Annotated in this window: 23 protein-coding genes and 1 pseudogene; 7 read left to right on the top strand and 17 right to left on the bottom strand. The window is 68.6% G+C overall.

All coding sequences use genetic code 11. The features are described 5' to 3' along the window. Positions 1-17 precede the first annotated feature (17 nt). The 3 genes from ACSRUE_RS40385 to ACSRUE_RS40395 are packed head-to-tail and all read right to left on the bottom strand — an operon-like array spanning position 18 to position 3,335. Entirely contained in the window at positions 18-554 is a 537-nt protein-coding gene (locus ACSRUE_RS40385) for a chemotaxis protein CheW (RefSeq protein WP_012234230.1), read from the bottom strand. Beyond that, complete coding sequence (locus ACSRUE_RS40390) at positions 547-2,808, bottom strand: chemotaxis protein CheA (protein ID WP_437769498.1); 2,262 nt, start codon at positions 2,806-2,808, stop codon at positions 547-549. The genes ACSRUE_RS40385 and ACSRUE_RS40390 overlap by 8 nt, the downstream gene beginning before the upstream one ends. Beyond that, a complete protein-coding gene (locus ACSRUE_RS40395) occupies positions 2,808-3,335 on the bottom strand; it encodes a response regulator (RefSeq protein ID WP_441288199.1) in 528 nt (175 codons plus the stop codon). The genes ACSRUE_RS40390 and ACSRUE_RS40395 overlap by 1 nt, the downstream gene beginning before the upstream one ends. A gap of 337 nt (positions 3,336-3,672) precedes the next feature. On the opposite strand from ACSRUE_RS40395, the gene ACSRUE_RS40400 reads away from it, so the two are divergent. After that, positions 3,673-4,779 carry a VWA domain-containing protein gene (locus ACSRUE_RS40400; protein WP_441288200.1) on the top strand — a complete coding sequence of 369 codons (1,107 nt, stop codon included), beginning with the start codon at positions 3,673-3,675 and terminating at the stop codon, positions 4,777-4,779. Between the two features lie 122 nt (positions 4,780-4,901). Here the strand turns inward: ACSRUE_RS40400 and ACSRUE_RS40405 are convergent, their stop codons facing one another. Continuing rightward, on the bottom strand, positions 4,902-5,768 hold the full coding sequence (locus ACSRUE_RS40405; RefSeq protein WP_441288201.1) for a DMT family transporter: 867 nt from the start codon (positions 5,766-5,768) through the stop codon (positions 4,902-4,904). Between the two features lie 70 nt (positions 5,769-5,838). Between ACSRUE_RS40405 and ACSRUE_RS40410 the strand changes: the two genes are divergently transcribed. The 4 genes from ACSRUE_RS40410 (at position 5,839) to ACSRUE_RS40425 (ending at position 10,383) form a co-directional block, all read left to right on the top strand. Then, positions 5,839-8,661: a CHAT domain-containing protein gene (locus ACSRUE_RS40410; protein ID WP_441288202.1), complete on the top strand. Its 2,823-nt coding sequence runs from the start codon at positions 5,839-5,841 to the stop codon at positions 8,659-8,661. 47 nt (positions 8,662-8,708) lie between these two features. Beyond that, positions 8,709-8,954, top strand: a complete 246-nt coding sequence (locus ACSRUE_RS40415) for a hypothetical protein (protein WP_441288203.1) — start codon at positions 8,709-8,711, stop codon at positions 8,952-8,954. 661 nt (positions 8,955-9,615) lie between these two features. After that, on the top strand, positions 9,616-9,747 hold the full coding sequence (locus ACSRUE_RS40420; RefSeq protein ID WP_441288204.1) for a hypothetical protein: 132 nt from the start codon (positions 9,616-9,618) through the stop codon (positions 9,745-9,747). Between the two features lie 195 nt (positions 9,748-9,942). After that, positions 9,943-10,383, top strand: a complete 441-nt coding sequence (locus ACSRUE_RS40425; protein ID WP_437769503.1) for a hypothetical protein — start codon at positions 9,943-9,945, stop codon at positions 10,381-10,383. 130 nt (positions 10,384-10,513) lie between these two features. Here ACSRUE_RS40425 and ACSRUE_RS40430 read toward each other — a convergent pair whose 3' ends face one another. From ACSRUE_RS40430 to ACSRUE_RS40475, 10 genes are all read right to left on the bottom strand, one after another. Continuing rightward, positions 10,514-10,729: an addiction module protein gene (locus ACSRUE_RS40430; protein ID WP_441288205.1), complete on the bottom strand. Its 216-nt coding sequence runs from the start codon at positions 10,727-10,729 to the stop codon at positions 10,514-10,516. A gap of 463 nt (positions 10,730-11,192) precedes the next feature. After that, on the bottom strand, positions 11,193-11,783 hold the full coding sequence (locus tag ACSRUE_RS40435) for a DUF4276 family protein (protein ID WP_441288206.1): 591 nt from the start codon (positions 11,781-11,783) through the stop codon (positions 11,193-11,195). Next, positions 11,780-12,997, bottom strand: coding sequence for an AAA family ATPase (locus ACSRUE_RS40440; RefSeq protein ID WP_441288207.1), 1,218 nt, complete (start codon positions 12,995-12,997; stop codon positions 11,780-11,782). Before ACSRUE_RS40440 ends, ACSRUE_RS40435 begins: the two co-directional genes overlap by 4 nt. A 526-nt stretch (positions 12,998-13,523) precedes the next feature. After that, complete coding sequence (locus tag ACSRUE_RS40445) at positions 13,524-14,423, bottom strand: hypothetical protein (protein ID WP_441288208.1); 900 nt, start codon at positions 14,421-14,423, stop codon at positions 13,524-13,526. 223 nt (positions 14,424-14,646) lie between these two features. Continuing rightward, positions 14,647-15,585, bottom strand: a complete 939-nt coding sequence (locus tag ACSRUE_RS40450) for a hypothetical protein (RefSeq protein ID WP_441288209.1) — start codon at positions 15,583-15,585, stop codon at positions 14,647-14,649. A 102-nt stretch (positions 15,586-15,687) separates the two neighbouring features. Further along, positions 15,688-16,659: a DUF4268 domain-containing protein gene (locus tag ACSRUE_RS40455; RefSeq protein ID WP_437765667.1), complete on the bottom strand. Its 972-nt coding sequence runs from the start codon at positions 16,657-16,659 to the stop codon at positions 15,688-15,690. A 169-nt stretch (positions 16,660-16,828) separates the two neighbouring features. Beyond that, positions 16,829-17,665, bottom strand: a complete 837-nt coding sequence (locus ACSRUE_RS40460; protein WP_441288210.1) for a Dabb family protein — start codon at positions 17,663-17,665, stop codon at positions 16,829-16,831. 57 nt (positions 17,666-17,722) lie between these two features. Beyond that, positions 17,723-19,357: a GMC oxidoreductase gene (locus ACSRUE_RS40465; RefSeq protein WP_441288211.1), complete on the bottom strand. Its 1,635-nt coding sequence runs from the start codon at positions 19,355-19,357 to the stop codon at positions 17,723-17,725. Continuing rightward, on the bottom strand, positions 19,350-19,817 hold the full coding sequence (locus ACSRUE_RS40470; RefSeq protein WP_441288212.1) for a hypothetical protein: 468 nt from the start codon (positions 19,815-19,817) through the stop codon (positions 19,350-19,352). The genes ACSRUE_RS40465 and ACSRUE_RS40470 overlap by 8 nt, the downstream gene beginning before the upstream one ends. Positions 19,818-20,909: 1,092 nt before the next feature. Then, the gene (locus ACSRUE_RS40475; protein WP_441288213.1) at positions 20,910-21,107 is read right to left on the bottom strand and encodes a hypothetical protein; all 198 of its coding nucleotides are present in this window, start codon (positions 21,105-21,107) and stop codon (positions 20,910-20,912) included. A 135-nt stretch (positions 21,108-21,242) separates the two neighbouring features. Between ACSRUE_RS40475 and ACSRUE_RS40480 the strand changes: the two genes are divergently transcribed. Beyond that, positions 21,243-22,181, top strand: coding sequence for a hypothetical protein (locus ACSRUE_RS40480; protein ID WP_441288214.1), 939 nt, complete (start codon positions 21,243-21,245; stop codon positions 22,179-22,181). Between the two features lie 28 nt (positions 22,182-22,209). Here ACSRUE_RS40480 and ACSRUE_RS40485 read toward each other — a convergent pair whose 3' ends face one another. After that, positions 22,210-22,800, bottom strand: a complete 591-nt coding sequence (locus ACSRUE_RS40485) for a Uma2 family endonuclease (protein WP_441288215.1) — start codon at positions 22,798-22,800, stop codon at positions 22,210-22,212. A 57-nt stretch (positions 22,801-22,857) separates the two neighbouring features. Further along, positions 22,858-23,280, bottom strand: a pseudogene (locus tag ACSRUE_RS40490) (RNA polymerase sigma factor); the annotation flags it as partial. Between ACSRUE_RS40490 and ACSRUE_RS40495 the strand changes: the two are divergent. After that, a complete protein-coding gene (locus tag ACSRUE_RS40495; RefSeq protein WP_441293205.1) occupies positions 23,278-23,493 on the top strand; it encodes a hypothetical protein in 216 nt (71 codons plus the stop codon). The pseudogene ACSRUE_RS40490 and the gene ACSRUE_RS40495 sit on opposite strands and share 3 nt — an antisense overlap. Here ACSRUE_RS40495 and ACSRUE_RS40500 read toward each other — a convergent pair. Continuing rightward, complete coding sequence (locus ACSRUE_RS40500) at positions 23,460-24,128, bottom strand: hypothetical protein (RefSeq protein ID WP_441288216.1); 669 nt, start codon at positions 24,126-24,128, stop codon at positions 23,460-23,462. The genes ACSRUE_RS40495 and ACSRUE_RS40500 overlap by 34 nt on opposite strands. Positions 24,129-24,196: the final 68 nt, after the last annotated feature.

Consider the following 24,196-nt stretch of genomic DNA (forward strand, 5'->3'; position numbering starts at 1 on the left):
GCGGACGAAATCGTCCGTTAGGACGCGAGTATGGCCTGCAGGTCGAGCAGGATGATGACGCGCGGCTGCGCCTCGCCCTGGGTGCCATCCGACGCGCTCGCCCCGTGCATGGGCCGGGCGATGCCGGCGATGTAGCCCGCCACGTCCCCCCCGAGCGCCGTCGCGGCGTGCTCGATCTCGGCGTCGGCGAGCCGGTAGACCTGCTGGACCTCGTCGACGAAGAGGCCGAGCGTCTCGCCGTTCGCCGCGTCGACGAGCAGGATGCGCGCCCGCCGCTGCGCCGCGCTCTCGTGCAGCCGCATCCGCCGCCGCAGATCGATGACGGTGACGAGCTGCCCGCGCACGCTGACGATGCCCATCGTCGAGTCCGGCGCGCGCGGCACCGGGGTGAGCGGGGGCGGCTTCAGGATCTCGCGCACGAGCGAGACGGGCGCGGCGTAGGTGTCGCCCGCGAGCGTGAACGCGAGGTACTCGGTCCGCGGGCCGCTCGCCTGCGCGCGCGAGTTCCGCTTCGAGACCGGTATCCGGGCGGGCCTTCGGGTGAGGTTAGCCATGGGTGCTCCGCGGATCGCTGCGCTGCCGGTCCCCGCCGTGGAGGATCTCCTCGATGAGCGCGGGGGCGTCGAGGACGAGCGCGATGCGCTGGTCGCCGAGCTCGGTGGCGCCGGAGAAGCCGCGCACCGAGGAGAGCGACGGGCCGAGCGCCTTGATCACGACGTCCTGCTGCCCGATGAGCGTGCTCACGACGAGGCCCAGCCTGCGCGCGCCGACCGACGCCACGACGATGTACTTGCGCTTGCTGCCCCCCTGGAGCCCGAGCGTCGCGCGGCCGTCGCCCCGGCGCCCGCCGCCGACCGCGGCGCGCGCCGCCGAGCCGCCGCGCGCGCCGCCGAGCAGGCCGGCGATGCGCGCGCTGAGCTCCTCCTCCTCGTTCAGGCCGAAGAGCCGCGCCAGGTAGCAGAGCTGGAGCGTGCTGTTGCGCAGCGTGATCATCTCGCGGCCGTCGATCTGGCGCACCGTGGCCTCGTCGAGCGCGACCGCCTCCTGCACGTTGGTCAGCGGGATCGCGAACAGCCGGTCGGCGACCCGGACGATGAGCGCGCTGATGATCGCGAGCGTGATCGGCAGCGTGACCGTCATCTTGGTGCCGATGCCGGGCTCGCTGTGCACGTCGATGACGCCGCCGAGCTTGCTGATGTTCGTCTTCACGACGTCCATCCCGACGCCGCGCCCCGAGATCTCGCTGACGTCGGTCTTGGTCGAGATGCCCGGCTGGAAGATGAGGTTCAGCACCTCGCGGTAGCTCGTGGTCCGCGCGTCCTCCTGGGTCATGACGCCGCGGCGCAGGGCGGCGTCGAGCAGCTTGTCGACGTCGATGCCCTTGCCGTCGTCCTCGATCTCGATGACGACGTGGTTGCCCTTCTGGAAGGCGTTCAGCGCGATCGTGCCGACCGCCGGCTTGCCCACCGCCTCGCGCATGCTCTTCGACTCGATGCCGTGGTCGATGGCGTTGCGCATCATGTGCATGAGCGGGTCGCTGAGCTCCTCGACGATGAGCTTGTCGACCTCGGTCTCGGCGCCCGTGATGACGAGGTTCACGAGCTTGTCGGCGTCGCGGCTGATCTGGCGGACGACGCGCGCGAGCTTGTCGAAGACCTGCCCGAGCGGGACCATCCGGACCTCGAGGATGCCCGCCTGCATCTGGGCGAGGTGCCGGTCGAACGTGCGCTGGAGCCTGTGGAGGTCGAGCGAGAGCTCGCGCTCGGTGGGCGCCGCGCGGAGCCGCTCGACGAGGCGGCCGAGCGCGGAGCGGACGAGGGCGAGCTCGCCGACGATGTTCATCAGCCGGTCGAGCTTGTGGATGTCGACCCGCACCGTCTGCGCGACGGAGCGGATGGAGCTGAGCTCCCCCTTGCGGTTGCCGCGCGCGCTCGACGGCGGGCTCGCCGCCGATATCGAGCCGGTCAGGTCGACGGCCCGCGACACGCCGGTCGGCGCGCCGCCCCGGAGCGCCGCGGACATCGACGGCATGCCCGGCGGGGCGACCCGGCCGTGGCCGTTGTTGTTGCGCCGCGGGATCTCCTCGACGGCGGCGCCGGCCTGGTGCAGCGCGCGCTGGAGCTCCTCGAGCGGCGCGCGCGAGGCCATCAGGATGTCGAGCTCGATCGAGTCCTGGTCCGCGCCCGCGCCGGTCGGCAGGTAGGTGATGATCTCGCCGTACGGCTTCGCGGTGATCTTCAGGTCGTCGAGGGCCTGATCGATCGTGGCGAGGTGGAACTGCACGCGGAGCCGGAACAGGGTCATCCCGCTCGCGATGTTCGTGCGCAGCCGGTGCTCCTCGTACTCGGTGAGCACGGAGAGCAGCCCCGGATCGAGGTCGTAGTTGTCGTCGGGGAGGCCTGCCGCGCTCGGGCCCGCGTCCTGGTGCAGCTGGCGCAGGAGGTCGTCGACCTCGGGCATCGGCGCGTCGCGCCCGTCCTTCTCGTTCTGGAGGATGCGCCCGTAGAGCTCGACGCTGCGGAACAGGAGATCGAGGACCGACGCGCTGACCTCGATGCGCCCGAGGCGGAGGTTGTCGAGCAGCTCCTCGAGCTCGTGCGAGAGGGTGGCCATCCGGGTCGCGCCGAAGAGCCCGGCGAGCCCCTTCAGGGTGTGCACGGCGCGGAAGACGTCGTTGATGACGTCGGGGTCGACCTTGTTGGTCCGCACCGCCTCGTCGAGCGCGAGGAGGTCGCGCCCGAGCCCCTCGACGATCTCCTGCGCCTCCGAGAAGAACTCTTCGCGCGCCCGATCGCCGCTGTCGACCATCAGCCGCCGCCTCCCTCGCCGGAGCCGGGCTGCTTGGTGCGGGCCGCGGGCTCCTCCGCGCGCGGGGAGGCAGCGGAAGCGCGATCGTCGGCGCCGGCGGCGCCGTCAGCGGACGGGGAGGCGCCGGCCTGCGGCGCCTCGGCCCGCGCCTCGAGGCTCGCGACCACCGCGTCGCGCAGGGCCTCGGGCGTGAACGGCTTCGGGAGGAAGCGGTCGGCGCCGAGGCGGAGCCCGCGCTGGATGTCTCGCTCGGTCGCCTGCGTGGAGATGATGAGGATCGCGACGTGCCGGTAGCGGTCGCTCTGCCGGACGAAGCGGATCACCTCGAGCCCGTTGATGTCGGGCATGTTGATGTCGGTGATCACGAGATCGAACGCGCCGCGCGGCAGGAGCCGGAGCGCGTCGAAGCCGTTCACGGCCTCCACGATGTCGACGTCACCCGCGAGCCCCAGCACGCGGTCCTCCAGCGTCGAGCGGATGTACGCTCGCATTGCCGGCGAGTCCTCGACGATCAGGATGCGTGCCATGCGGCGACAGGGTAACGGAAATCGGCCCGGGGAGACCAACTCGCTGAGCGTCCGGAGGCGACGCGCGGGGTCTTCGAGGCGCGCGGGCCTATGTACGGCGGTCTCCCTCCCGGAGTAAACCAGCGCGAGCGCCTCCCTGCACGATCGGCGAGGCGGCCGCGCGGGCGGCGCGTCGTCCGGAGCCGCGCGCGGCGCGGCCAGCCACTAGGTGGGGGGGGCGCCGCCCTCCCCGCCGCGCGGCCGTGCGGCCGTGCCCGCCCGGCGGGGCGGCCGCGGGGAGGGGCCGCCTGCGGCAGCGAATTGACATCGCGGCGTCCGATGCGCGCTAATCGCGCGCGTGAAAATCCTCCTTTGTTCTCCAGCGTTCCGGATCCTGCTCGCTGCCCTGTTCGCTCTGTCGAGCGTGGCGTGCGGCGGCGGGCTGCGGGTGACCCGGATCAACTCCGCCCAGAAGAAGCCGAACAACGTCTGGGTGTTCTTCAGCGTCGACGCCGGCGAGGACGAGCCGGTGGGCGGCCTCACGGCCGAGGACTTCGAGATCTACGAGGACGGCGAGATCGTCTCGAAGTTCGAGAGCAAGCAGACCATCCAGAACCCCGAGGTCGCGGCGGTCATGTACACGATGCTGCTCGTCGACATGAGCGGCAGCATCACCGAGTCGGGTCAGGCCGACGCCCTCGTCGACGCCGCGCAGTCGTTCAGCGATCGGGTGGGCAAGAGCCAGAAGGTCGGCGTCTACGCGTTCGACGGCGAGGTAAAAATCCACTCGGTGGTGCCGTTCACCGAGGCGCAGGGCTCGGTCGAGGGCGGGCTCGAGGGGCTCCGGAGCTACAAGCCGAAGGACACGTCGACGAACCTCCACGGCGGCGTGATGGAGGGCATCCGGGAGCTCAAGAAGCAGCTCGACAAGGACCGTCGTCCCCTCAAGTTCGGCACGCTCGTCGTCTTCTCGGACGGCACCGATCGCGCGAACCGCGTGAGCCGGGAGGACATGCTGAACGAGCTCAAGAAGGAAGAGTACGAGAACTACCAGATCTTCGTCGTCGGCGTCGGCGCCGAGATCGAGAAGGCGCGGCTCGACGAGATCGGGCGCGACGGGACCGAGCTCGCGGCGGACCAGGCGAAGGTCAAGGAGTCGTTCGACAAGATCGCGGCGAAGATCGAGGCGCACATGAAGCGCTTCTACCTGCTCTCGTACTGCACGCCGGCGCGCGCGGGGGAGCACGAGGTGGAGATCAAGGCGATCCGGAAGGATCCGTCGGCCTCGGGGTCGCTCGCGTGGAAGTTCAACGCCGACGGGTTCGGGCCGCCGCCGGAGTGCGATCCCAACACCCCGCCGTCGTTCGAGCTGAAGGCGACCGTGCCCGCGGACGACGACGGCGGCGGAGCGGGCGGGAAGGCGAGCTTCAAGGCGAACGCCAACGTGAAGGTCGAAGCGAAGTGAGGCGCGCCGCGGTCGCACGGGGCGGCCGCGACGCCGTCCCAGCGGCTCGCCGCGCCCCGCGGCGGGCCTGATCCAGCCAGGATCGCGCCTCCTCCCTCCCGTCGACGTTCACGCGTCGACGTTCACGCCTCGACGTTCACCCCTTGGCTCGGCGCCGGCGCTTGCTGCGGCGTGGCGCGCGCCGCCAGCAGGACCCGCCAGGCGGTGGCGCCGAGGAGGACGGCGCCGCCCACGGTCGACCAGATCCCGGGGCGCTCCCCGACGAGGAGGAGCGCCCAGACGGGGTTGAGCACCGGCTCCAGGAGCACCAGCAGCGAGGCCTCGACGGCCGGCGTGTGGCGCATGCCGCGGCTGAACAGGGCGGTCGCCACGCCGATCTGCACCGCGCCGAGGAACACGAGGAGCCCGAGGTCGACGAGCCCCGGGCGGGCCGCGCCGCCCAGGGCCATCGGCAGCGCGCCGAGCCACGCGAGGACGTTGCCCCAGACGAGCACCGCGGGGTTGTCGTCCGGAGCGGCGCGGAACCTCAGGATGCACAGCGCGAACGCGAGCCCGGAGAGGAGCGCCAGGGCGTTGCCGAGGAGCTGCCCCGCCGAGAGCTGGTCCAGAAAGAAGAGCGCGAGGCCCAGGATGAAGATGGGGGCCGCGATCATCTCGCCGCGCGAGGGCCGCTCGCCCAGCAGCCAGGGGCTGAGCAAGAGGACGTACACGGGCGAGGTGGACTGCAGGAAGATCGCGTTCGCCGCCGTCGTCAGCTTGGTGGCCTGCACGAACAGCACCAGGACGGCGGCGTAGATCGCCGCGACGCCGAGCGTGCGCCACGAGGGGAGGCGGCGCGCGCCCGGCATGGCCAGGCCCAGCGCGAGCGCCGCGATGAACGCGCGGGCCGAGGCGACCTGCCACCCGTCGAGGGAGATCAGCTTGATGGCCGCCCCTCCGGTGGACCAGAGGACCGCGGCGGCGAGGATCATCAGTCGAGAGCGGAGCATGGGCGACGAGGGCGGCGAGCCTAGCCGAGCGGTCGACGAGGCGCGCGGGGGCAGATTACGCTGCTCCGCGATGCCACCCCGCCGCCCGGAGCGCGCCGACCGCGACATCGATCCTCGCCCCTGCCGCTCGGAGGAACGCCCCTCGCGCGGGTCACCGTCGTCGCGCGGCGCACGCGGCCGCGCGCGGCTCCTCTCGCTCGCCGTGGCGGCGCTCGTCTCGGCGGCCGGGCCCGCGCCGATCGCGGCGCAGCCGAGCCCCGCCGAGCAGGCGAGCGAGGACCTCTCCGCGGCCCACGAGCGCTGGAGAGCGGCCGTGGAGAGGGACGATCTGGCCGGGGGCGCCGCCCTCGCCGACAGGTACTTTGCGCTGCTGGAGGGCACCTCCGAGGTCGACGACGAGCTCGCGCATTTCTACCTCGGCTACGGCGACTACGCGCGCGCCGAAGCGCTGCTGGTGCGGGGGCTGACGCGCGAGCAGCCCTCCTTCAACGACGAAGGGATGCTCTATACCCGGCTCGCCAACGTCTACCTGGACCTCGGGGACCTCCAGAGCGCCGAGGAGCTCCTGAAGCGGGCCCAGCCGCTCCTCCAGGGCTGGGGCGAGTTCTATGCCGTCGATTCGCTCGCGCGGCTGTACCTGGAGCAACGCGCGCTGCGCTCCTTCGCGGAGACGCTCGACACGATGCGCTCGTTCCTCCGCAAGGCCGGCGACGGCGCGCCGTGGGTCTACTCGCTCCCGGATCTGCGCGCCGCGCAGCTCTGCCTGCGGCGCGGGCAGGTCGAGGAGGCCGAGCGGCGCCTCCTCGACCTGCGCCCGCGGATCGAGCCCGGGCTCCCGGCGCAGAGCGCGGTGCGCGCCGATCTGCTGGAGGAGCTCGGCGTGCTCTTCACGCGCAAAGGCGATCCCGCGGCGGAGGCGCTGCTCCTCCAGGCGCTGGTGATCCGCGAGCGGGTCTTCGCGCCGGATCACCCGGCCATCGTCCGCGTGCTGGGGCACCTCGCGAACCTGTACGTCGCGCAGGGCCGGACCGCCGTCGCCGTGCGGACGCGCGAGCGGGCCGCCGGCCTTCAGGACCGGAGCGCCCGGGCCAACCTGGCGAGGGGCTCCGAGCGGCAGAAGCGCCTGTACATGGGCCTCGTCCAGCGCGACACCGACGCGACCCTCTCGCTGCACCTCCGGGATGCCCCGCGCGACCAGGCCGCGGCGCGGCTCGCCCTGCGGTCGATCCTCCGGCGCAAGGGGCTCGCGCTCGACGCCATCGCCGAGAGCTTCGCGGCGCTGCGGCAGAGCCTCGACGCCGAGGGCCGGGCGCTCCTCGGCGCCCTCACGCAGCTCGACGCCAGGCTGTCCACCGCGATCACCCGCGGCCCGATCGACGTCCCCGCCGAGGAGCACCAGCGCGAGGTGCAGCAGCTCGAGTCCGAGCGCCAGCGGCTCGAGTTCCAGCTCGCCGCGCGGACGCGCGCCGCGCGCCCGGCGGACGCGACGCGGCCGCCGATCACCGTCGAGGGCGTGCAGGCGGCGATCCCCGACGGGGCGGCGCTCGTCGAGATCGTCCAGTACCGGCCCCACGACCCGTTCGGGCCGCCGGTGAGGCCCACGTGGGGCAAGCCTCGCTACGCGGCCTATGTCGTCGGGCGGCGCGGGGACGTCGCGGGGGTCGATCTCGGCGACGCCGCCGCCATCGACGCGGCCGCCGCGGAGCTCTCGCGGGACCTCTCGAACCCGGAGCGAGACCCCCGGGCGCGCGCGCGTCACCTGGATGCGCTCGTGATGCAGCCGATCCGGGGCGCCCTCGGCCCCGCGCGCTGGCTCCTCCTCAGCCCGGACGGCGCGCTGAACCTCGTGCCGTTCGCCGCCCTCGTCGACGAGGAGGGCCGCTATCTCATCGAGGGCGCGTCGTTCACCTACCTGACGAGCGGGCGCGATCTGCTGCGCGCCGCGGGCGCCGCGGCGCCGCGTGGAGGCGTGCTGGTCATCGCCGATCCCGCGTTCGGCAGCCTCTCGGAGCTCGCGCCGGACGACGGCGCCACGCGCGGCCTGCGCTCCGCCGAGCTGGCCGGGGCGCGCTTCCCGCCCCTGCCGGGCACGGAGCGCGAGGCGGAGGCGGTGCGCAGCGCGCTGGCCAGCGCGACGGTCCTGACCGGCCCGTCGGCCACCGAGGAGGCCCTCAAGCGGGCGCAGCGGCCGCGCGTGCTGCACATCGCGACGCACGGCTTCTTCCTGCCGGACCAGGGCTCCCTGGCCGATCCGGCGAACACCCGCGGCGCCGCGCTCGAGGGCCCTGCCTTTCGCGAGAACCCGCTCTTGCGCTCGGGCCTGGCGCTGGCCGGGGCCAACGCGCGGCGGAGCAGCTCGGACGAGGACGACGGCATCCTGACCGCGCTCGAGATCTCCTCGCTGGACCTCCACGGGACCCAGCTCGTCGTGCTCTCGGCCTGCGAGACCGGCCTCGGCGAGGTGCCGCGCGGCGACGGGGTCTACGGGCTCCGCCGCGCGCTGCTCCTCGCCGGGGCGGAGACGCAGGTGATGAGCCTGTGGAAGGTCGGCGACCTGGCGACGCGGGATCTCATGACGTCGTACTACGCGGCGCTCGCGCGCGGCGGAGGGCGCAGCGAGGCGCTGCGGTCGGCGCAGCTCCAGATCCGGCGCGAGCGCCCGCACCCGCACGCGTGGGCCGGCTTCATCACCTCCGGCGAGGGCGCCGCGCTCGACGGCAGGCAGGTCGCGCCCACCTTCCCGCGCGCGGCAGCGAGCCCGCGCGGGTGCGCCTGCGCGGCCGGCGCGGGCGGCCCGGGCGCTCCGCCCGCGCTCGCCGCGCTCGCCGCGCTCGCCGCGGCGCTCGTCCTGGCCGCGCGGAAGCGCTGGCCCCGCAGGGCTGGGAATTGGTAGACGTGTCGGCGCTGGAGCCCACCCATCGCGGGCTCGTGGAGGTCTGCATGCGTCGATCGGCGATCGTTCTGGTGCTCCCCGTCCTGACCTGGATGCTCTCTGCCTGCGGAGGCGCTCAGGCGCCCGAGCAGCCCGCCGCCAAGGAAGGCGAGGCCGAGATCTGCCCCACGGGCGATCCCAGCGCGCAGCCCTGCCCGGAGGGCTGTGTGTGGGACGAGAAGGTCCAGAAGTGCAACAAGGACCGCGGCATCATCGTGCACTACAACCCCGGCGCGGCGGCCCCCAAGCCGTGAAGTGATCACCCCCCGTCGAGCCGCGCCGCCATCTCCGGCAGGAGGCCTCGCAAGAGGCCGATGACGCGCGGGCTCGACGCGCGCACCTCCCCGACGAGCCGCCGGCGCGCCTGCGCGGCTCCGGCGCCCTCCTGCGCGACCCCCGCGGCGCTCCTGCGCCCCCACGGCGACCCTCCTGCGCGGCTCCGGCGCCCTCCTGCACGGCCGCGGCGGCCCTCCTGCGCAACCAAAATTGTTTTTCATCTCACATTTTCGCGGCTCCTGTGCTTCTCCGCCGCCCTCCTGCGCAACCCAATTCGTGTCCCATCGTACAATCGCGCGACTCCTGCTCGATGGGCGGCTGGAGCGAACGCGCGACGGTGATGTCAGAGGCAGACCAGCGCTGGGTGCGGCGCCTCGGATGAGGGCTCGGGCTCGTCTTCCCATCGCACCACGAGCCTGGAGGATCGAGACAGGCTGATCCTTGTCGGGATCGGGCATGCGCGCGCACAAGACGGGATGAGTGACAGGGGGGCGCCCGAGATGACGCATTCTCCTCGGCACCTCGGCTTCGCGTGCGACGAGAGGCGGCTATCGGTGGTGGGCAGAGCTTCTGCGCCGCACGTTCGCGCTCGATGTCCTCGGGTGCCCAGCCTGCAAGGGCAGGACGAAGCTCGTCGCCATGGTGACCGAGCCAAGCAGCATCGTCCGCTTCCTCTCCGCGCTCGGCGAGATCCGCCACTTCGGTGCGCCGCACCACACTTCCTCGCGCTGCGATCCGGCTCCCTTTGCCCACGCGCTCAAGCCGCCTTGACGGAGGCGACCCGTTGTTCTCTTCTTTTGCTGCGTCAGCGAGATCTTCCGCGAGAGTGCATAAATGCAAGAACCGATGACCCGGGGCTCTCTGATTCTCAATGCGGCAGCCTACTCGGACGTGCTGTGTGACGAGGCTGGGGTCCGCCGGGTTCGTCACGGGCTCTCTCAGGAGCTCAGGAGGGCGCTGGCCACGATGTCCAGCAGCGCGTGGTACCCTCGCGCCTACTACGTCGAGGTGCTGCGCGGCATCGTCCAGGTCCACAACGAGCCATCGCAGAGCTACCTGGACGTCGTGAGGTGCGGCCGGACGGTCTTCGAGAAGGAAGCGAACACCTTGATGAAGCTGCTTCTCAGGGTGATGAACGCTCGGCTCTTCCTCCGAAAGTTCCCCGACTTCTGGGCGCAGGATATGGTCGGCGGGACGCTGCGGGTGGATTGCTCGCAGCTCGAGCGAAACGAGGCGACGCTGCTCGTCACCGAGGTCGCAGGGTTCGAGCACCTCGGACCGCTGTGCGTCGGCTTCGCCGGCCGTGCGCTGGAGCAGGTGACCGGCAAGCAGGTCGACGCGACCCAGACGGGCTGGTCGTTCGACGAGCCAGACGCGGATGAGGTCACGTTGCGCTTCTCGTGGTGAGCGCGCCGAGGCGCCGGAATGAGTTGGATGGCGTCGTCCAGCTCTCGTCGGAAGACGGCGCCAAGCCCAGACCGCTGCTCCTCGTATCAGCGGAAGGTCCCGAGGGCTTCGGCGCGGAGGACAACGCGGCTCACGGCTCGTCGGTGGTCATCTCGGCACGGACGTCGTCCCAGGGGACACCGATGGGGCCTTCGAGTTCGAGGCGATCAAGGCGGCGGTCAAGCTCAGCACGGAGCTCGGAGCTCAGAGGCAGGTCGTCCGAAGAAAGGCTTCGCCAGAGGTCATCGATCAAATCCAGCTTCTCGTCTGCGGTGAGCTTGGAGAGGTCGAGCGCGGGCTTGCCCATGGGCGTATCCTGCATCCGAAAGGGCTGGCAACGCCAGCACACGCGAGCATGGGCGGGCGTCGAGGGCTCCGCCGTCCGTCTTCCCGTTCCCGCGCGTGGCGCCGGCCCCTGAGCTCGGCGGGTGCGGGCCGCCGCTGCGGCCCAACGTCTTGGCGCTCACCTGCGGGGCGCCGTGCCGAGCGGAGCGAGGCTGGGCGCACCGTCGGGTGCAGCGCCTTGTTGGGCCGCACCCGGTCGGATGGCCCGCATGGTCCGGTGCCCACGATTTCACAGGAGCCATATCGCAGCCGGGACACGATCAATCACCAGCACTCAAGTGCGGCGGCGCATCGAACGTGATCGCAAGCGCTGCCGCGATTTGAGCGCTTCGCACGGGCTCAGCTATGGGAAAGGTGCCATGCAATCATCTGCGCGACTGCGAACATTGCGAAGAAGACAGGTGATGGCGGTCTCGTGACTCAGCTCAGGAGGAGACCACCTTCGCGACGAAATTCCGGAGGTGGAGGAACGCTGCGCAGCGGCGTGCGCAGAGGTCGATGTTCAGCTTCTCGGCGAGATCGACATTGTCGCCGGTGAAGTAGCGCGGCTTCTTGTTGGCGCTGGCAGAGAGCTTCATCAGCAACTCCTTCGGCTTGGCGATACGGTGCGGTTCCGGGTGAGCGTTTCCGGTGCCGCGTCCGACGATCCGGACGACCTCGGGATCGGACCAGAACCATGCCTCGAGCTCTTCGATCGGAATGCAGATCAGGCGTTCTACCCCTTCGGGCACATCGATCTGGGCCAACCGCTGTCGCAAAGCTTCCTCGTCGTTGAGCACGTTCGTGGGGCTCCGGTCGAGATCGTGCACCAGGATCACCGCCTGACAGTCCTCGCGAGCCAGCTCCTTCATCCATGCCTCGGCCTTCTTCCGGACCTTGGCGCAGCCCTTGCCGGAGCGTCGTCGGATGCTCACCTGCGCGTTGAAGATCTCGCCGGCGATGCGCCTCACGAGCACGCCGATGGCGTCGCAGTCGGTCTGGTCCTCGGCGAGGATCCCAAACTGGCGGGCGCTCATCCCTCGTCTGACCTCGAGTAGATGTAGTCGGCGAAGGTCCCCTCATCGTCGAGGTAGGCACGCACCCGCTGCACGTCGTCAGCGGACAGCGCGCGCACCACCGTCGCTTTGTCCACGCGTTCAACCAGCCGCAGCTCTTCAGGCTTGCACCAATCCACCACAATGGGGGAGTGAGTCGAGACCACGACCTGACGATCGAGTGCGTAGGTGTCGACCAAAGCGAGCAGCTTGCGGAGGAGGCCCGGGTGGATCGCCGTCTCAGGCTCCTCGATGAGGAGCACGGACCCCGGCGCGCGCAGCAGTTTGATGACGATCTCAAAGATACGCAGGGTGCCGTCTGAGAGGAGCCCGACGTTCACCTCGTCGAAGAGCACCGACGCGAAGTCCTGGCGCTCCCCATCGGCTACGTTGGGCTCGGGATCCTTGTAGATCTTGATCTGAACATCTCGGGCGAGGCCGAACTTTTGCACGATCCCGACGAACTCGTCATAGGTATCGCGCCTGCGATCTTGGAGCGTCACCAGCGTGCGGGCTAGCATTCCGGCGCGATCCGCGGGCCGTGGAACCCGCCACCTCGGCCCGCTCGCGCCAGAGACGATTCCGGCGATCAAGATTTCGCGCCGCGCCGAAGCCTCGCTTCGAGGTACACCGGCAGGCACCATACTCACCGCCGAGAGCAGCTCCGAGATCGGCTCCACCTCGGCCGGCATCTCCGCCGCGCCACTCGGAAGGCTCAGGATGCTGCCCGTCGGAGGGATGGGCACAGGTGTGGCACTGCCCATCGAAAGCATCCCCTGTACCGTCCGCCAGAGCTCCACGCCATCAGCGACCTTCCAGCAGCGCTCGCTCCAGAACTGCGTGCGGGAGCGCACGCGAGCGCTGCGGACCGACAGATCGATGTCCTCTTCGGGCTCCTGGGCGTGCAGTTCGTACTCGTAGCCGATCGCGCCGCTCCCGGGGATGTTCACCTCGCAACGGAAAGTGCGAGGGCCCCCAACGGGGGGCGAAAAAATTGCGCCTGCCGCGCGGTAGATGCCCTCCACCACCAGGGACTTGCCCGCACCGTTCTTCCCTACGAGCACGGTGCGGCTACCGGCGAGGTCAACCCGCACGGTCGCGCCGAGCCCCGACCAACCGCCGATCTCGACTGCGCTCAGTCGCGGTAGCTCCTCCATCTCCGGGAAGAGCGCGGTCTGGTTTGCGGTCTCGGCCATCTCGGAATCTTTACCACGGGGGACGAGGAGGGATCCAAAAACCTCGCGTAAGGCGCTTCCCGCATAGGCGTCCGGCTCCTCCGGCGGGGGTTAGGAAACGCCCATGCCACCCGTCACGTTGGACTCAGCGGGCGAGCCCTTCTGCGTCGTTGTGCCCCCGCTGCCCCCCGTTCGCCTCGCCCAGAGCGTACCGCTGCCCGGCGCTCTGAGCAAGCAGCGGGCGATCCCCGCCGACGGTGCGCGGAGCCAGGCCCCATCGACGTCGAACCCGAGCTGCTCCTCAGCCACGACAATCACCACCTCCCCGTCGGAATCGATGATTGTCACCCACGCCGTCGAAGGCGCGGCTACGCGGAACGTGGCAGCGCGCCCCTACACAGAACGCGCCCTCCCGCTTGCTCGCCTCGGCACCAGGCTCGTCGGCCCAACGGCTGGCCAATGTGCTGCCGGGCGCCGTGCCGAGCGGAGCGAGGCACTGCGCACAGTCAGCACCATTGGCTTGTTCGGCGCCGCCCTGCTGCCGCCGTCATCGCGCCCCCGACTGCGATCTCAGCGTGAACGAGTTGAAGAAACGGTCGGCGATCTGACCGTCGCCGCTGCTCTCCGGCATGATCGCCGCCAAGACGTACATATGCCGGTCGACTGCCACGGCACGAAATCGGAACGCCTGTACTTTCGTGGGCGACACGCCTCGAATTTCCCGCGTAGCAACGCTGCCGGATGCGTCGCTGACGCGGTCGGTAAGGCGGCCCGGAAATCGATCGACGACACCCTTCTCCCAAGCGTCGAACGCGGCCGTTGCACCCGCCACGGTCGCCGCCGGGTCATCTATGACCGTCACGCCGTACATCGCTCGGCCGTGGGTAGCCACAAATACGCGAGGGGCTGCAACGCCGGGCGACGCGGTGGGGGGCGCGCTCTCTTCCGGCACACCAGGAAATTGAACCTCGAAGTCCCCTTGGGGTGATGCGAACCTCGTCCAATTGGCAGACGGGCCCGCGGTCGTGGACTGCGCGCGTCCCCGGGAGAAGTGGGAACCTGCGTAGATCGCGAACGGCAGGAGTACCGCGCCTGCAAGGACCAGCGCACCAACGGCTTGCCACGTACCCTGGGAATAGGCCGTCTGACGTCCTTCGGCGCCGGTACGCATGCCTCGTCCGATTTCCCGTAGGCCGAGAATCGCGAGGACGCTGGCGGCAATCGGGCCACCCGTGAAAAGGACTGTCCCGGCGACGAGAAGTTGATTGTCTCCCATATTGCCGCCTGAGGTGGCGGCAACAGTTAGGAGCACCAACCACACGCTCAGCATCGCAGCGAGGGCGTAGACGGCCTTCTTGTTCGCGGTCGGGCGTCGTGCGAGTACGCTGCACTTGTAGAGCCCCCACGCGAACGGTGCGACAAGGATCAAGCCTTCCGGGTTGCTCATCCTAGATTTCGATATTGGCCATCCGTGCTCGCGTCAAGCCGGACGCCGCATTCCGCGGCGGAATCTGGCGGCATGCCTCGGAGTCGAGTCGCCGCCGGAAGCGCGCGCCGAACGGTCTGCCAGTGTGCTGCGGGCAGGGCTGCCGAGCGGAGCGAGGCTGCCCGGACCGTCAGCACCAGCGGCTTGTTCGGTAGTGGCGGCGCAGGAAGTGAACGTGCATACCTCATACCGGGACCTTGGTCTGCCAGTGCAGCAAGAACTTCATCCACGTTCGTTGGGATTTGACCAAAACCCGTAGCGTCTCCTCGAAGTATGAGCCGTCGCGAGCTGTCCATGACTGTCCGGGGCGACGCGCAGCCAATCTTGAGAGTGCGTCCACGGCCATGGGCATACACCTGTTGAGTTCCTCGAATTGCGCGATCAGAACACCTGGACCACGTGATGCGTACAGTCCGAGGGCCTCGTTGCACTCGGCTCCGCATTGGTGAAGGCCCGAGATGATCCAGTCAATCCACCGGACGCCTGGTGCGGCGTCGAGGTCCACGGCGGGCTCCAGCAATCGCGGAGTAATGATGTGCGCCGCCAGTGGCCTCACGATCGATACGTCAGGGTATTGCGAATAAGGGCCTTCGGGGGGTGTGGATAGCATGAGCCGCGAGAGCATGCCGAACGCGTCGGACCCCGCCGTGCGCGCCAGCATGGCCGCCATCGGCGACGTTGCCGCGATGAGGGCATCCCTCATTCGGTGCGCGATCATCTGCTCCAGAGGATCACGGACCAGAGCACTTGCCCCAGCCGACTGGGTGGGGCGGCCCTGGCGCTCCCTCGCATCAGCTTCGGCATACTGCTTCCACTGGCGCAAAAGGGAGACCGGATAGGTCACGACATCGTCGTCGATCTTCTTCGCGCAGATCTGACAGAGCCAGATGCCATTCTCAGCGGAAGTCCGCTCGGCCTCGGAGAGGGTCTCGTCGTAGCGAGGACCTCCAGGCGCCGCGGCGGTAATGTGGGCGGCAACGCCCACGTCTGACCGCGCCTGAACGGACTCGTCGCTCGGCCCCGCCGTCAGGGCTCGACACAGCGGACTCGAACACGCGTAGCCGGCGCGGTGCGCGAGGCTGCCGCGAACAAGAGAAGTGAAGTCATGCCGGCTCGAGGTCATGGCTGTGTTCCGCGTAGTTGTCGCTTACGAAGGGAAAGCTGCCGAACGCCCTGGGCCTCGGCTGCGAGCGCGCGTAGCGCGTTCGTCAGCCGCAGACCCTTGTTAGACGCCTCCACGAGCAGCCTCCAATTTCTTGATCTCGGTGGGAAAGAGAGCCCCGAAAACGGCCTTTAGCTTGAGCAATCGCTCGACGGCCCAAATTCGGATCTCCCGCAGACGAGCGTCGTCTTCTTGGATCGCGCCAGGGCGATATACCGCAATACGACTAGCTCGCCTGTCGTCAAGACGTTCCCACTCCAGCGGCTCGCCAAAGGTGCTCTCGACTTCACTACGCCGTGCGAGAAGAGCGTCAAATAGCGCTTTGTTTCGCTCGACCTCACCGAAGTCGATGTATGTCTCGGCGCGAACTCGACCGCCGAGCGCGAAGCTCGTTCCATAGGTGATCCCGGTGATGCCCGATTGGAACGAATGCCAGTTTTGCGGGAGCGCCGTCTTGATTCCGGTAAATCGGTACTTGTCGCGCATCTCGTCGATGAGCACCTGAAAGTACCGACGATAGGCTTCCCCTTTGCTCGAGGGTTGCCTTTCTGCCTTCTCTCGGGTTATCCGCTGCCATTCGTTCGGAAAAACGACAGGCTTGAACACGACGGCCGGCCTGGATTCATCGATCCGCATGACCTCGACCAGTACCAAAAAAAAGTGAAGCTCCGCGTCGGTTCGCCGGTTCAACCATTCGAGTGCTTGCCGGTGTTCCTCGCGCACGGACTCCGTCACCCATATGATGGCCCCCGCGTCGACGCCGCTCCCATAGGTGATGAGCTTGCCCAGATGGTCATGGTTGGTGTTACCGAACTGGTTCTCGATCACCGCCGAACGACCACTTCCGAGATCCTTGGCCAAGAGGTCGAGCGAAAAGTCGCCAACCTCCGCCTCCGTCGCAACCACCTCCAAGTCCATGCCGAGCGCTTCCCCCAGTCGCGCGATGTTGGCTGCCAACCAAGGCGTGAAGTCGCGTGCCTCGTTGGGCCAGATGTCGCGGATTTCGAGGGCTCTGATTTCACCAAGGTCTGTCATGTGTGCGGTGCTCCGACCTGTGCAAGTGCGGCGCGTCTAACGTTGCGGTAACCCGCGGCGCGAAGCGCCGTCGGGTTCAGCGCTGGGTTGGGCAGGCTCACTTCCGGCGTGCCCTTCTGCCGCTGCGCAATTGTTTGCCGGATTCTGCTGGAGGCCCATCTTTGCGGCGTCAGGCCGGCATCACCCGGAGATACGTTTGCTGCTCGACCGGAAAGTCGAAAACGAGCACGTCGCTGTCGCTCACAAGCGGCTTGACAAAGTCCTTGTACACCTGATGCGCGGGGTCGTAGTAGGCGGGATCCTCCACGACAGGCTGTCCCACGTAGTAGTTGCGATCTCCCTCGGACTTGAACGTCACGATGAAGCCCTGGTTTAGCCACTTGTCGGCACCTTCACCGCTCGACTGGGCGCCCGTCTCAATGCTGAGGATATAGCGGGCGCCGTTTCGCTGGCACGCGTCCTGAAGCGCGAGGAAGCGCTCGACGACCTGCCCACGTTGCTCGGCGGTCACGTCGGGCAGGTACTGGAAGAGGACGATGTGACGGATCAGGCCAGGCTTGTAGTCCTCGGCGGTGAACGCCTTCGGACCGATCTTTTTCAGTGTTTCTTTGGGAGTCTTGGACTGCGGGCTCTGTGGCGTGTTCTCCCACAGGCCGAACGGGCTCCCGATTGGGTCAGCGAGCTCAGCGAAGTAGCCGACACCCGGGACTGGCGTCTTACCAACGACGACCTTGGCACCCAGTTCGACGGCCCTCGACAGGTGCTGGTCGATCGAATCGACGGTGTAGTACTGGAGCGGGGTCTTCGGGGTCCCCGGACCGGTCATGATCGCGAGAAACGCGGTCTGTGGCGTCCGGCCGTCCGGCCCGGTGATCTCCCAGAACTCGTTCGGCGGCTGGTGGCGAAACCTCCAGCTTGGAAACAGTGCGGTGTAGAAAGTCTTTCCCGTCTGACTGTTGTCGTCTGGGATGATGCAGTGAAAGTTGAGCGAACCTACGTCTGTCATGATGGACCTCGGGGTTGGGGATCGACTGCGCATGGTCGGTGAGCGGGCTGTGGCAGGTCAAGGCTTTGGCACGCTGCCGACAAGGCTCCCCAGAGCGGTGTTGCTGTCGAGCGCCACCTTATAGGCCAGAGCGACCAGCGTCAGGGTCGGGTTTGCCGCCGGCAGGGTCGGCATCACGCTGTTGCTGACGATAAAGAGGTTGTCGGTACCGAAGACCTGCAGTTCGGGGGTCACCACGCCGTTGCTGGCATCCTTGGCCATCCGCGTGGTGCACGCGGCGTGATCGCTGCGTTGTGGGTAGGTCCCGGCGTTCACGCTGGAACAGCCCATCGTAGCCAGTACGCGGTTCATGATCCCGAGGTATTCCTGAGCAGAGTCGGGATCGTAGAGCGGAGCAGGTGTATCGATCCGGGTGCGCGGCAGCCCGAAACGATTGGTTCCAGTATCTGGCGTCACTCGGTTGTCATATTGCGGGATCGCCGACAGGTTACCATAGAGCTGGAACGCCGTCGCGGCCACGCGGGCGGCCAGGATCTCCTGCACGCTCTTCCCGGCCGCCATCCACTTCGCGACGTCGAGGTTCGGTGTTTCGTAGTTCATGGAGATGAAGAGCTTGCCCTTCTTCTGGTAAGCAGGGGTGTCGAAGGCGCGCGAGCACAGGCTGGCAAACCCGAGTTCCTCTTGGAAACCCGCCAAGTTAGGCATCTGCCCCGACGAATAGAAGAACTGCGTCGCACTCAGGAAGCGGCCGACCAGATCGTGGTCATTGCCGATGCCGCCCGGCCAGTAGATCGACTTGGAGCCAAGCAGCAGCTTGGGCACCTCAAGGGCGCCGTTGCACAGGATCACCGCCTGCGCGTCCACCTGGACAATGCGCCCGCTGGTCTGGTCGAGGTAGGTGACGCCGGCGACGCGCTGCTTGCTGCTCATGCGGATCGCGATCACCGGCGCCCCCATCCGGACGGTCACGGCCGGGTTGCCACGCAGCAACGTGAGGGGTTGGTCGCCGGTGAAGCGTCCCGCCACTGGGCAGTAATCGCAAGTGCCGGTGGTCCGGCACGGTCCGAAGTCGCCGCTGGCCTGGCCATACCGCGCCATCGGCAGATGCCCGTATCCGATAGAGAGTTTTTCGAACGCCGAGATGAACGGGCCTGCCGAGATCGGATAGGGAGCTGCGTCGTACGGATAAGGCTGGCTGCGGGGCGGGCTGTTGTCCGTCGAGTCGCCGCTGGCTCCGAGGTATTTCTCGGCCATGCAGTAAAACGGTTCGAGGTCGGAATAAGAAAAGGGCCAGTCGATGCCCTGTCCGGTTGCAGAGCACAGCGCGAAGTCCTCGGGCATGAAGCGCGGGATCCATCCGCCCCAATGGAGGGTGGTCCCGCCGCGTCCGAAAATGCGACCACCGACGATGCTCCATGGAGGCTCGGCTTTGGGGCCGGCGCCTCCGGTGGCGGTGATGTCTTGCGCTGCGTCATAGCAAGCGGCGTAAGGTGTGTTGGGCGTGCCGCCGCCACTCGCCACGTGATGGAACCACCATGATGGATCTCCCATGGGGATGTCGGGGCCGGCCTCCAGCACCAGCACGCCGCTGATACCGCGCGCCGCGCACATCCCGGCCAGCAGGCTCCCCGCGAGGCCGGAGCCGACGATCACAATGTTCGCAGACTCGTTGACCACGTTCGCGTCACGCATGCGATCCTCCCTTTCCGCTGCCGGGGACGTCCACGCCCCTCGGCGAGCTCATGGGCAATGCCCGATATGGCGGCGGCTTGTTCAGAAACGAGCCTCCGCCCATCCAGCCGTAGTAATTTTCGTAGTTGAACGCACGGAACCCGCCGAACGCCACGTTCCAGCGCATGAGCTCGAGGAGCACCTTCGCCACGTCGTTGTTCGGCTGTTTGTCGACCGGCACTTGGTTCTCCTTGAACAGCACATCGAGCGCTGCTTGCGGGTTCCCGTATCGCTCCAGCAACACGCGATACTCCGTAGTCGTCTTGAGATAAGACGCCGCATAATTCAAGTCGCGCTGAACCTGCCAGGTGATCGCCTGCTGGAACTGCGACTGAGGCATCGTGCAGAACGGCGCCGTCCCCCAGCTCGTGCCGATGTGGCCAAAAATGAGCCAAAGAATGTTGATATCGACTTCACTCATGATGGGTTTGTCTCTCCTGCCGTGAAAGGTGAATCCTCGTAGATCAATCGCCATTCATATCCGACACCGAGGCTGCTTCGTCGTCGAGCGCGGGCCCGGACTACGGTCATGGAAGAACACCCTCAGGCGCGATTTGCCGACGTGCTGACGTGCGGCTCTGGATGGGACGCACCATCCACCGGTTCTCCTTAGCAGAACACCCGCCTGCCCAACGTCGCAATCAGCTGTGATGCGCGACATATCTACTCATTTCCCCATGTAGGCCGCGAACCCTGGCACCCTATCTCCATATTCCCGAGGATACGTCGCGGCTCGTCATGGCCTATCTCCATGATCCCGTAGATAGGCTGTGACCTTCCGCGGCCTATCCCCGTCATCCCGCAGATCGGCCGCCGCTGCGTAACTACGTATTCCCGTTGCTAGATCTCGGACGGCGACGGCGCGTCGTCGCGCAAGATTCGCGCCGACGGCCGCGTACCCCGGGCGACCAGAGCCCGGTCGACCGTGGCGCGGCGGCACGAGATGGAGCTCGCGGCTGGTCGCGGCGAGGTCGACCTGCCCCACGCTCTCCGAGCGAAAATGCCAGGAGCAGCCACCAGCCTCGCCTGGCGATACCTCTTCCCCGCCTCTCGCCCTTGCACCGATCCAGCGACTGGCCGACAGGTCCTCTACCACCTGCACGAATCGGCCGTGCAAAGGACCGTGCACGATGCCGGACGCGGACCGCCGCCTCAGCGTGGAGCGCCTTGAGCTCCGACCCCGCCCTGTCGTGCCGCCCCCACGCATCGTGGAAAGGTAGCGTACCTGACGGTTGCCCCGCCTTGTCAAGGAGGCCAACGGGAGATCGTGCGAGCTCCGCACCGGACGACGACGCTCGAGATCGCCGCAGCGCTTGCGCTCCCAAGGCCGACGGTGGCCACGCGGATCCCCCTCACCGGCCGCCTCGTCGCCCGCTCCCTCCCCCGCCGGCGGAGGTGGCCGCGATGATCCGCGCCGAGCAGAGCGCCTCCGCGAAGGCGCTCGCGGAGCTCCCCGCCGGGGCGGCGGCGCGCCGCCCCGGGACGACACCACGGGGCTCGCGTCGAATCTGGACTACCGGCCCTCCGGGCCTCCGCGCTCTTCACCGAACGCGGCGAGTTCCTGCAGGGCGGCCGGATCGGCGCCGGACACGAAGAGCACCATCACGACGTCGATCCGGAGGTCCGCGCCGTCCGCCTGGACCGCGACGGCGGCGAGCGCCGCAGGCGGGCCCCTGTCGCACGGGCATGACACCCGGCGTCGCGCCAGCATGACAGCGTGACGGCGCCGTTCCACGTCGCTCGCTCCTGACGGGCTGAAATCCGGGCGATCCGCGCCGTGCGCGCACGGGTACGGCCAATGCACTGCTCGGAATGCGCAGGGACCTCACCAGAGATGGAGGCGAGTATGTCGAACGATAGGCGCGTTCCGGGTGTTTTCGTCGCAGCTACGCTGCTCGCGGCAGGCTGCGCGGTCGAGGCGGGCGATACGGGGCAGGCCTCCGAGGAGGCGTCCGCGAGCCAGGCCTCGCATGGCTTCGGGCGGGAGACGTCCGAGGAGAGCGCCGGCAACCAGCCCGCTCGGGCCATCCAGAGGATCGACAGCAAGGTGCTGAATCGATTCGTGGTTCCGCGTGTCGGGACGGTATCGCTGATCGACGAGGATCCGAGCAGCGCGGCGCCCCAGATCGGCGTCCTCGTCGTCTCTTCGCCCGAGGACGACAAGCTCATGCCGCTCGTCCACGAAGACGGGACCGAGATCACGCCGCTCGAGTACCTGCTGAGCGCGGACGCCTCGGCCGACGTCGCGCCGCGGCTCCTCGAACAGCACGTCTCGATCGCCGGCGGGACACGGATGCTCTCCGTGGTCTACGACGCGGGGCCGGAGGTGACCGCCGGGAACTGCGCAGCGGCGTCGTGGCAGAGCTACTTCGACAATGCGGCGCTCTCGTTCGGCGGCGTGGACGATTCCGAGCACCTCGCGAGCATCACCACGTCGTTGCCGAGCTGGACGGCGAGCGGCTACCTGGGCAAATACTCGCGCATCGTCGCGGGGGCGTGCTTCGTCAGCCAGGGCGACGGCAACGACGACCTGACAGTGAAGATGGAAAGGCGCGTCAGCGGAAGCTGGCAGACCGTGAGTGGAACGCAGGTCACGCTCAATACGACGATCAACGGCGGCAAGGATCGCTATCTTTACCTGAGCGGCTCGTCTTGTTATGACCACGAACGCCGCATCACCGTCGCGGGCCGCCCCCCGGGTGGCATCTACGCGCCGGACAAGTTCCACCTCTCGGGCGCGTGGGGAGGGCAGGCGAACGGCTGCTGGATCGAGTCGGGCGGCTGACGCGCGCCCGCCCCGATGCCTTCCGCGGTCACCTCGCCCAGAGCACCGAGAGGTCGAGCTCGACGGCGTCGAACGGCTCGACGCGGACGCAGGCGGCGTCGCGGTGGACGACCGCAGGTCCAAAGCTGCGATCCGCGCCGAGCACGTACACCTCCAGCGTCCGCTGGATGGGGTCGACCAGCCACGCGTGCCGCACGCCCTCGCGGGCGTAGATCGGCATCTTCTCGTCGCGGTCGACGTCCTCGGTGGAGGCGCTCAGGACCTCGCAGACCCAGTCCGGCGCGAGCGCGAAGTACGCCGTCTCGGGCAGCTCGAGCATGCGCTCGCGGCGCCAGCCGGCGATGTCCGGCACGAGCGCGTCGATCTCACCAGGCGCGTGCGGGTCGGGGAAGTGCAGCTCGGGCTCGTCCAGGATCCACCAGCCGCCGGGGCCCCCTCGCCCGCGCTGGAAGGCGCCGTGCAGGTCGGCCCCCAGCGACGACGCGGCGTTCGCATGTCGCGGCGCCGGCCGGGGCATGACGTGGAGCACGCCCCGGATGAGCTCCGCCACCTTGTTCGTCGGGACGGCCTCGAGGTCGGCGTACGTGGCGCGGCGCGGCTTCTCGGCGGGCTGACCCATGGCGGAAGCCTGCCCGTGCGCGGGCGGCGGGGCAAGGCGTCCAGGTCCGCCCGTCGCTCACCCTCGCCGCGGCCGCAGCGCCCTGATCAGCGCCTCGATCCCGCGGGAGCGCCACCTGTAAGCCGTGCTGACCGGCGCGTCTTGCTGCTCGGCCACGTCCTCGATCGACATCTCGAAGATGTCGTGGGCAATGATCACGTCGCCCTCGTGCACGGGCAGCTGGTGCAGCGCCTCGAGGAAGGCAAGGCGCCGCTCCTCGCGCTCGAGGGCCTGATCAGGAGTCGGCGCCTCGTGCTCGGCGCTCGGCGGGGTCGCGACGATCTCCTCGCGTCGCACCCGCGCACTTTCGAGGTGATGGCGGACGCGGTGATAGGCCAGCGCCCGTATCCAGACACGAAGCGCTTCTGCGGGCTGCACGTCCGGGTCCGGGCGGAAGCGGTCCTCTTCGCTGGCCTCCCACGCGGCGAGGAGCACGTCTTGCGCGAGATCTTTGACGTCCTCGCGTGTCGCCCGGCGACCTCGGAGGTAGCGCGCGACGAGGGCGCTGACGACGCCTGCTTGCGCGACGAGCTCGGCAGACGTGAGGCGCCTTGGCGCGAAGCGCCGGTTGTGAACGACGATCGCGAGAAGGAAAACGACGAGCTGAGCGAGGGTAAACGCTACTGCGTCCGTCGCCATACCGCTACCCCCTGAACAGGAACGATCGTGACGTACAGCGCGATCAGCATCGACTGCGCGAGATCCCAGGCAGTGAAGATGCCGAAGCGGTAGGGGCCCGCGAGCATCGACAGCTCGGTGATGAGGATCAGGCCTGTCGCGACGTGGTGAACCTTCGCCCGCTCCCTCCCGGCGAACCACAGCAGCAGACAGCCGACGGACGTGCAAAGCGCCGCGAGCTGCAAGGCGAGGTAGGCCTTGCCGAGGAGCTCACCCCGGAAGGTGGGGTATCCGGCAGCGAGGCCCGCGACCGCCACGACATACACCGCGAGCACACCCCACGGGCGCCGCCGTCTGAAGATCCACACCGCGAGCGCCGCCACCCCGGCCATCCAGCCGACGAACAAGGCGCTCTCGACGTGCCCGGCGACGCGAACCCAACCCGTGAATGGGGCTCCCCCGAGCTCGGCCCGCGCCGGCTGCAAGACGTAGAGCCGGATGACCCGGCGCACGACGTCGGAGACAACCCCGTACCCGAGGAGCCATGCGATGGGGCGGTGCTCGGGGCGATACCGCGCGACGACCAAGGCCAGGGCCGCCGCCAGGACGGCGAGCCCGTACAGCGAGGGGATCACCCCGCCGACGGTACGCGGGGCTTCGTTTCGGGCCAAAAACGGCGCTCCTCCGGTGCAGGAGCACGGGGGGTGTCCGGGGCGAGCTCGCGCCTCCTACGGCTTCC

The organism is Sorangium sp. KYC3313, from assembly GCF_052075895.1.
GTDB classification, from domain to species: domain Bacteria; phylum Myxococcota_A; class Polyangia; order Polyangiales; family Polyangiaceae; genus Sorangium; species Sorangium cellulosum_B.

Excerpts from the sequence above, each read along its gene's own strand:
- ACSRUE_RS40445 (WP_441288208.1), bottom strand. The coding sequence starts at position 14,423 with ATGAGCAACCCGGAAGGCTTGATCCTTGTCGCACCGTTCGCGTGGGGG.
- ACSRUE_RS40390 (WP_437769498.1), bottom strand. The coding sequence starts at position 2,808 with ATGGTCGACAGCGGCGATCGGGCGCGCGAAGAGTTCTTCTCGGAGGCG.
- ACSRUE_RS40395 (WP_441288199.1), bottom strand. The coding sequence starts at position 3,335 with ATGGCACGCATCCTGATCGTCGAGGACTCGCCGGCAATGCGAGCGTAC.
- ACSRUE_RS40410 (WP_441288202.1), top strand. The coding sequence starts at position 5,839 with ATGCCACCCCGCCGCCCGGAGCGCGCCGACCGCGACATCGATCCTCGC.
- ACSRUE_RS40430 (WP_441288205.1), bottom strand. The coding sequence starts at position 10,729 with ATGGGCAAGCCCGCGCTCGACCTCTCCAAGCTCACCGCAGACGAGAAG.
- ACSRUE_RS40425 (WP_437769503.1), top strand. The coding sequence starts at position 9,943 with ATGTCCAGCAGCGCGTGGTACCCTCGCGCCTACTACGTCGAGGTGCTG.
- ACSRUE_RS40385 (WP_012234230.1), bottom strand. The coding sequence starts at position 554 with ATGGCTAACCTCACCCGAAGGCCCGCCCGGATACCGGTCTCGAAGCGG.
- ACSRUE_RS40475 (WP_441288213.1), bottom strand. The coding sequence starts at position 21,107 with ATGCTGGCGCGACGCCGGGTGTCATGCCCGTGCGACAGGGGCCCGCCT.
- ACSRUE_RS40485 (WP_441288215.1), bottom strand. The coding sequence starts at position 22,800 with ATGGGTCAGCCCGCCGAGAAGCCGCGCCGCGCCACGTACGCCGACCTC.
- ACSRUE_RS40470 (WP_441288212.1), bottom strand. The coding sequence starts at position 19,817 with ATGAGTGAAGTCGATATCAACATTCTTTGGCTCATTTTTGGCCACATC.
- ACSRUE_RS40460 (WP_441288210.1), bottom strand. The coding sequence starts at position 17,665 with ATGACAGACGTAGGTTCGCTCAACTTTCACTGCATCATCCCAGACGAC.
- ACSRUE_RS40455 (WP_437765667.1), bottom strand. The coding sequence starts at position 16,659 with ATGACAGACCTTGGTGAAATCAGAGCCCTCGAAATCCGCGACATCTGG.
- ACSRUE_RS40405 (WP_441288201.1), bottom strand. The coding sequence starts at position 5,768 with ATGCTCCGCTCTCGACTGATGATCCTCGCCGCCGCGGTCCTCTGGTCC.
- ACSRUE_RS40465 (WP_441288211.1), bottom strand. The coding sequence starts at position 19,357 with ATGCGTGACGCGAACGTGGTCAACGAGTCTGCGAACATTGTGATCGTC.
- ACSRUE_RS40435 (WP_441288206.1), bottom strand. The coding sequence starts at position 11,783 with ATGAGCGCCCGCCAGTTTGGGATCCTCGCCGAGGACCAGACCGACTGC.
- ACSRUE_RS40420 (WP_441288204.1), top strand. The coding sequence starts at position 9,616 with ATGGTGACCGAGCCAAGCAGCATCGTCCGCTTCCTCTCCGCGCTCGGC.
- ACSRUE_RS40450 (WP_441288209.1), bottom strand. The coding sequence starts at position 15,585 with ATGACCTCGAGCCGGCATGACTTCACTTCTCTTGTTCGCGGCAGCCTC.
- ACSRUE_RS40440 (WP_441288207.1), bottom strand. The coding sequence starts at position 12,997 with ATGGCCGAGACCGCAAACCAGACCGCGCTCTTCCCGGAGATGGAGGAG.
- ACSRUE_RS40415 (WP_441288203.1), top strand. The coding sequence starts at position 8,709 with ATGCGTCGATCGGCGATCGTTCTGGTGCTCCCCGTCCTGACCTGGATG.
- ACSRUE_RS40480 (WP_441288214.1), top strand. The coding sequence starts at position 21,243 with ATGTCGAACGATAGGCGCGTTCCGGGTGTTTTCGTCGCAGCTACGCTG.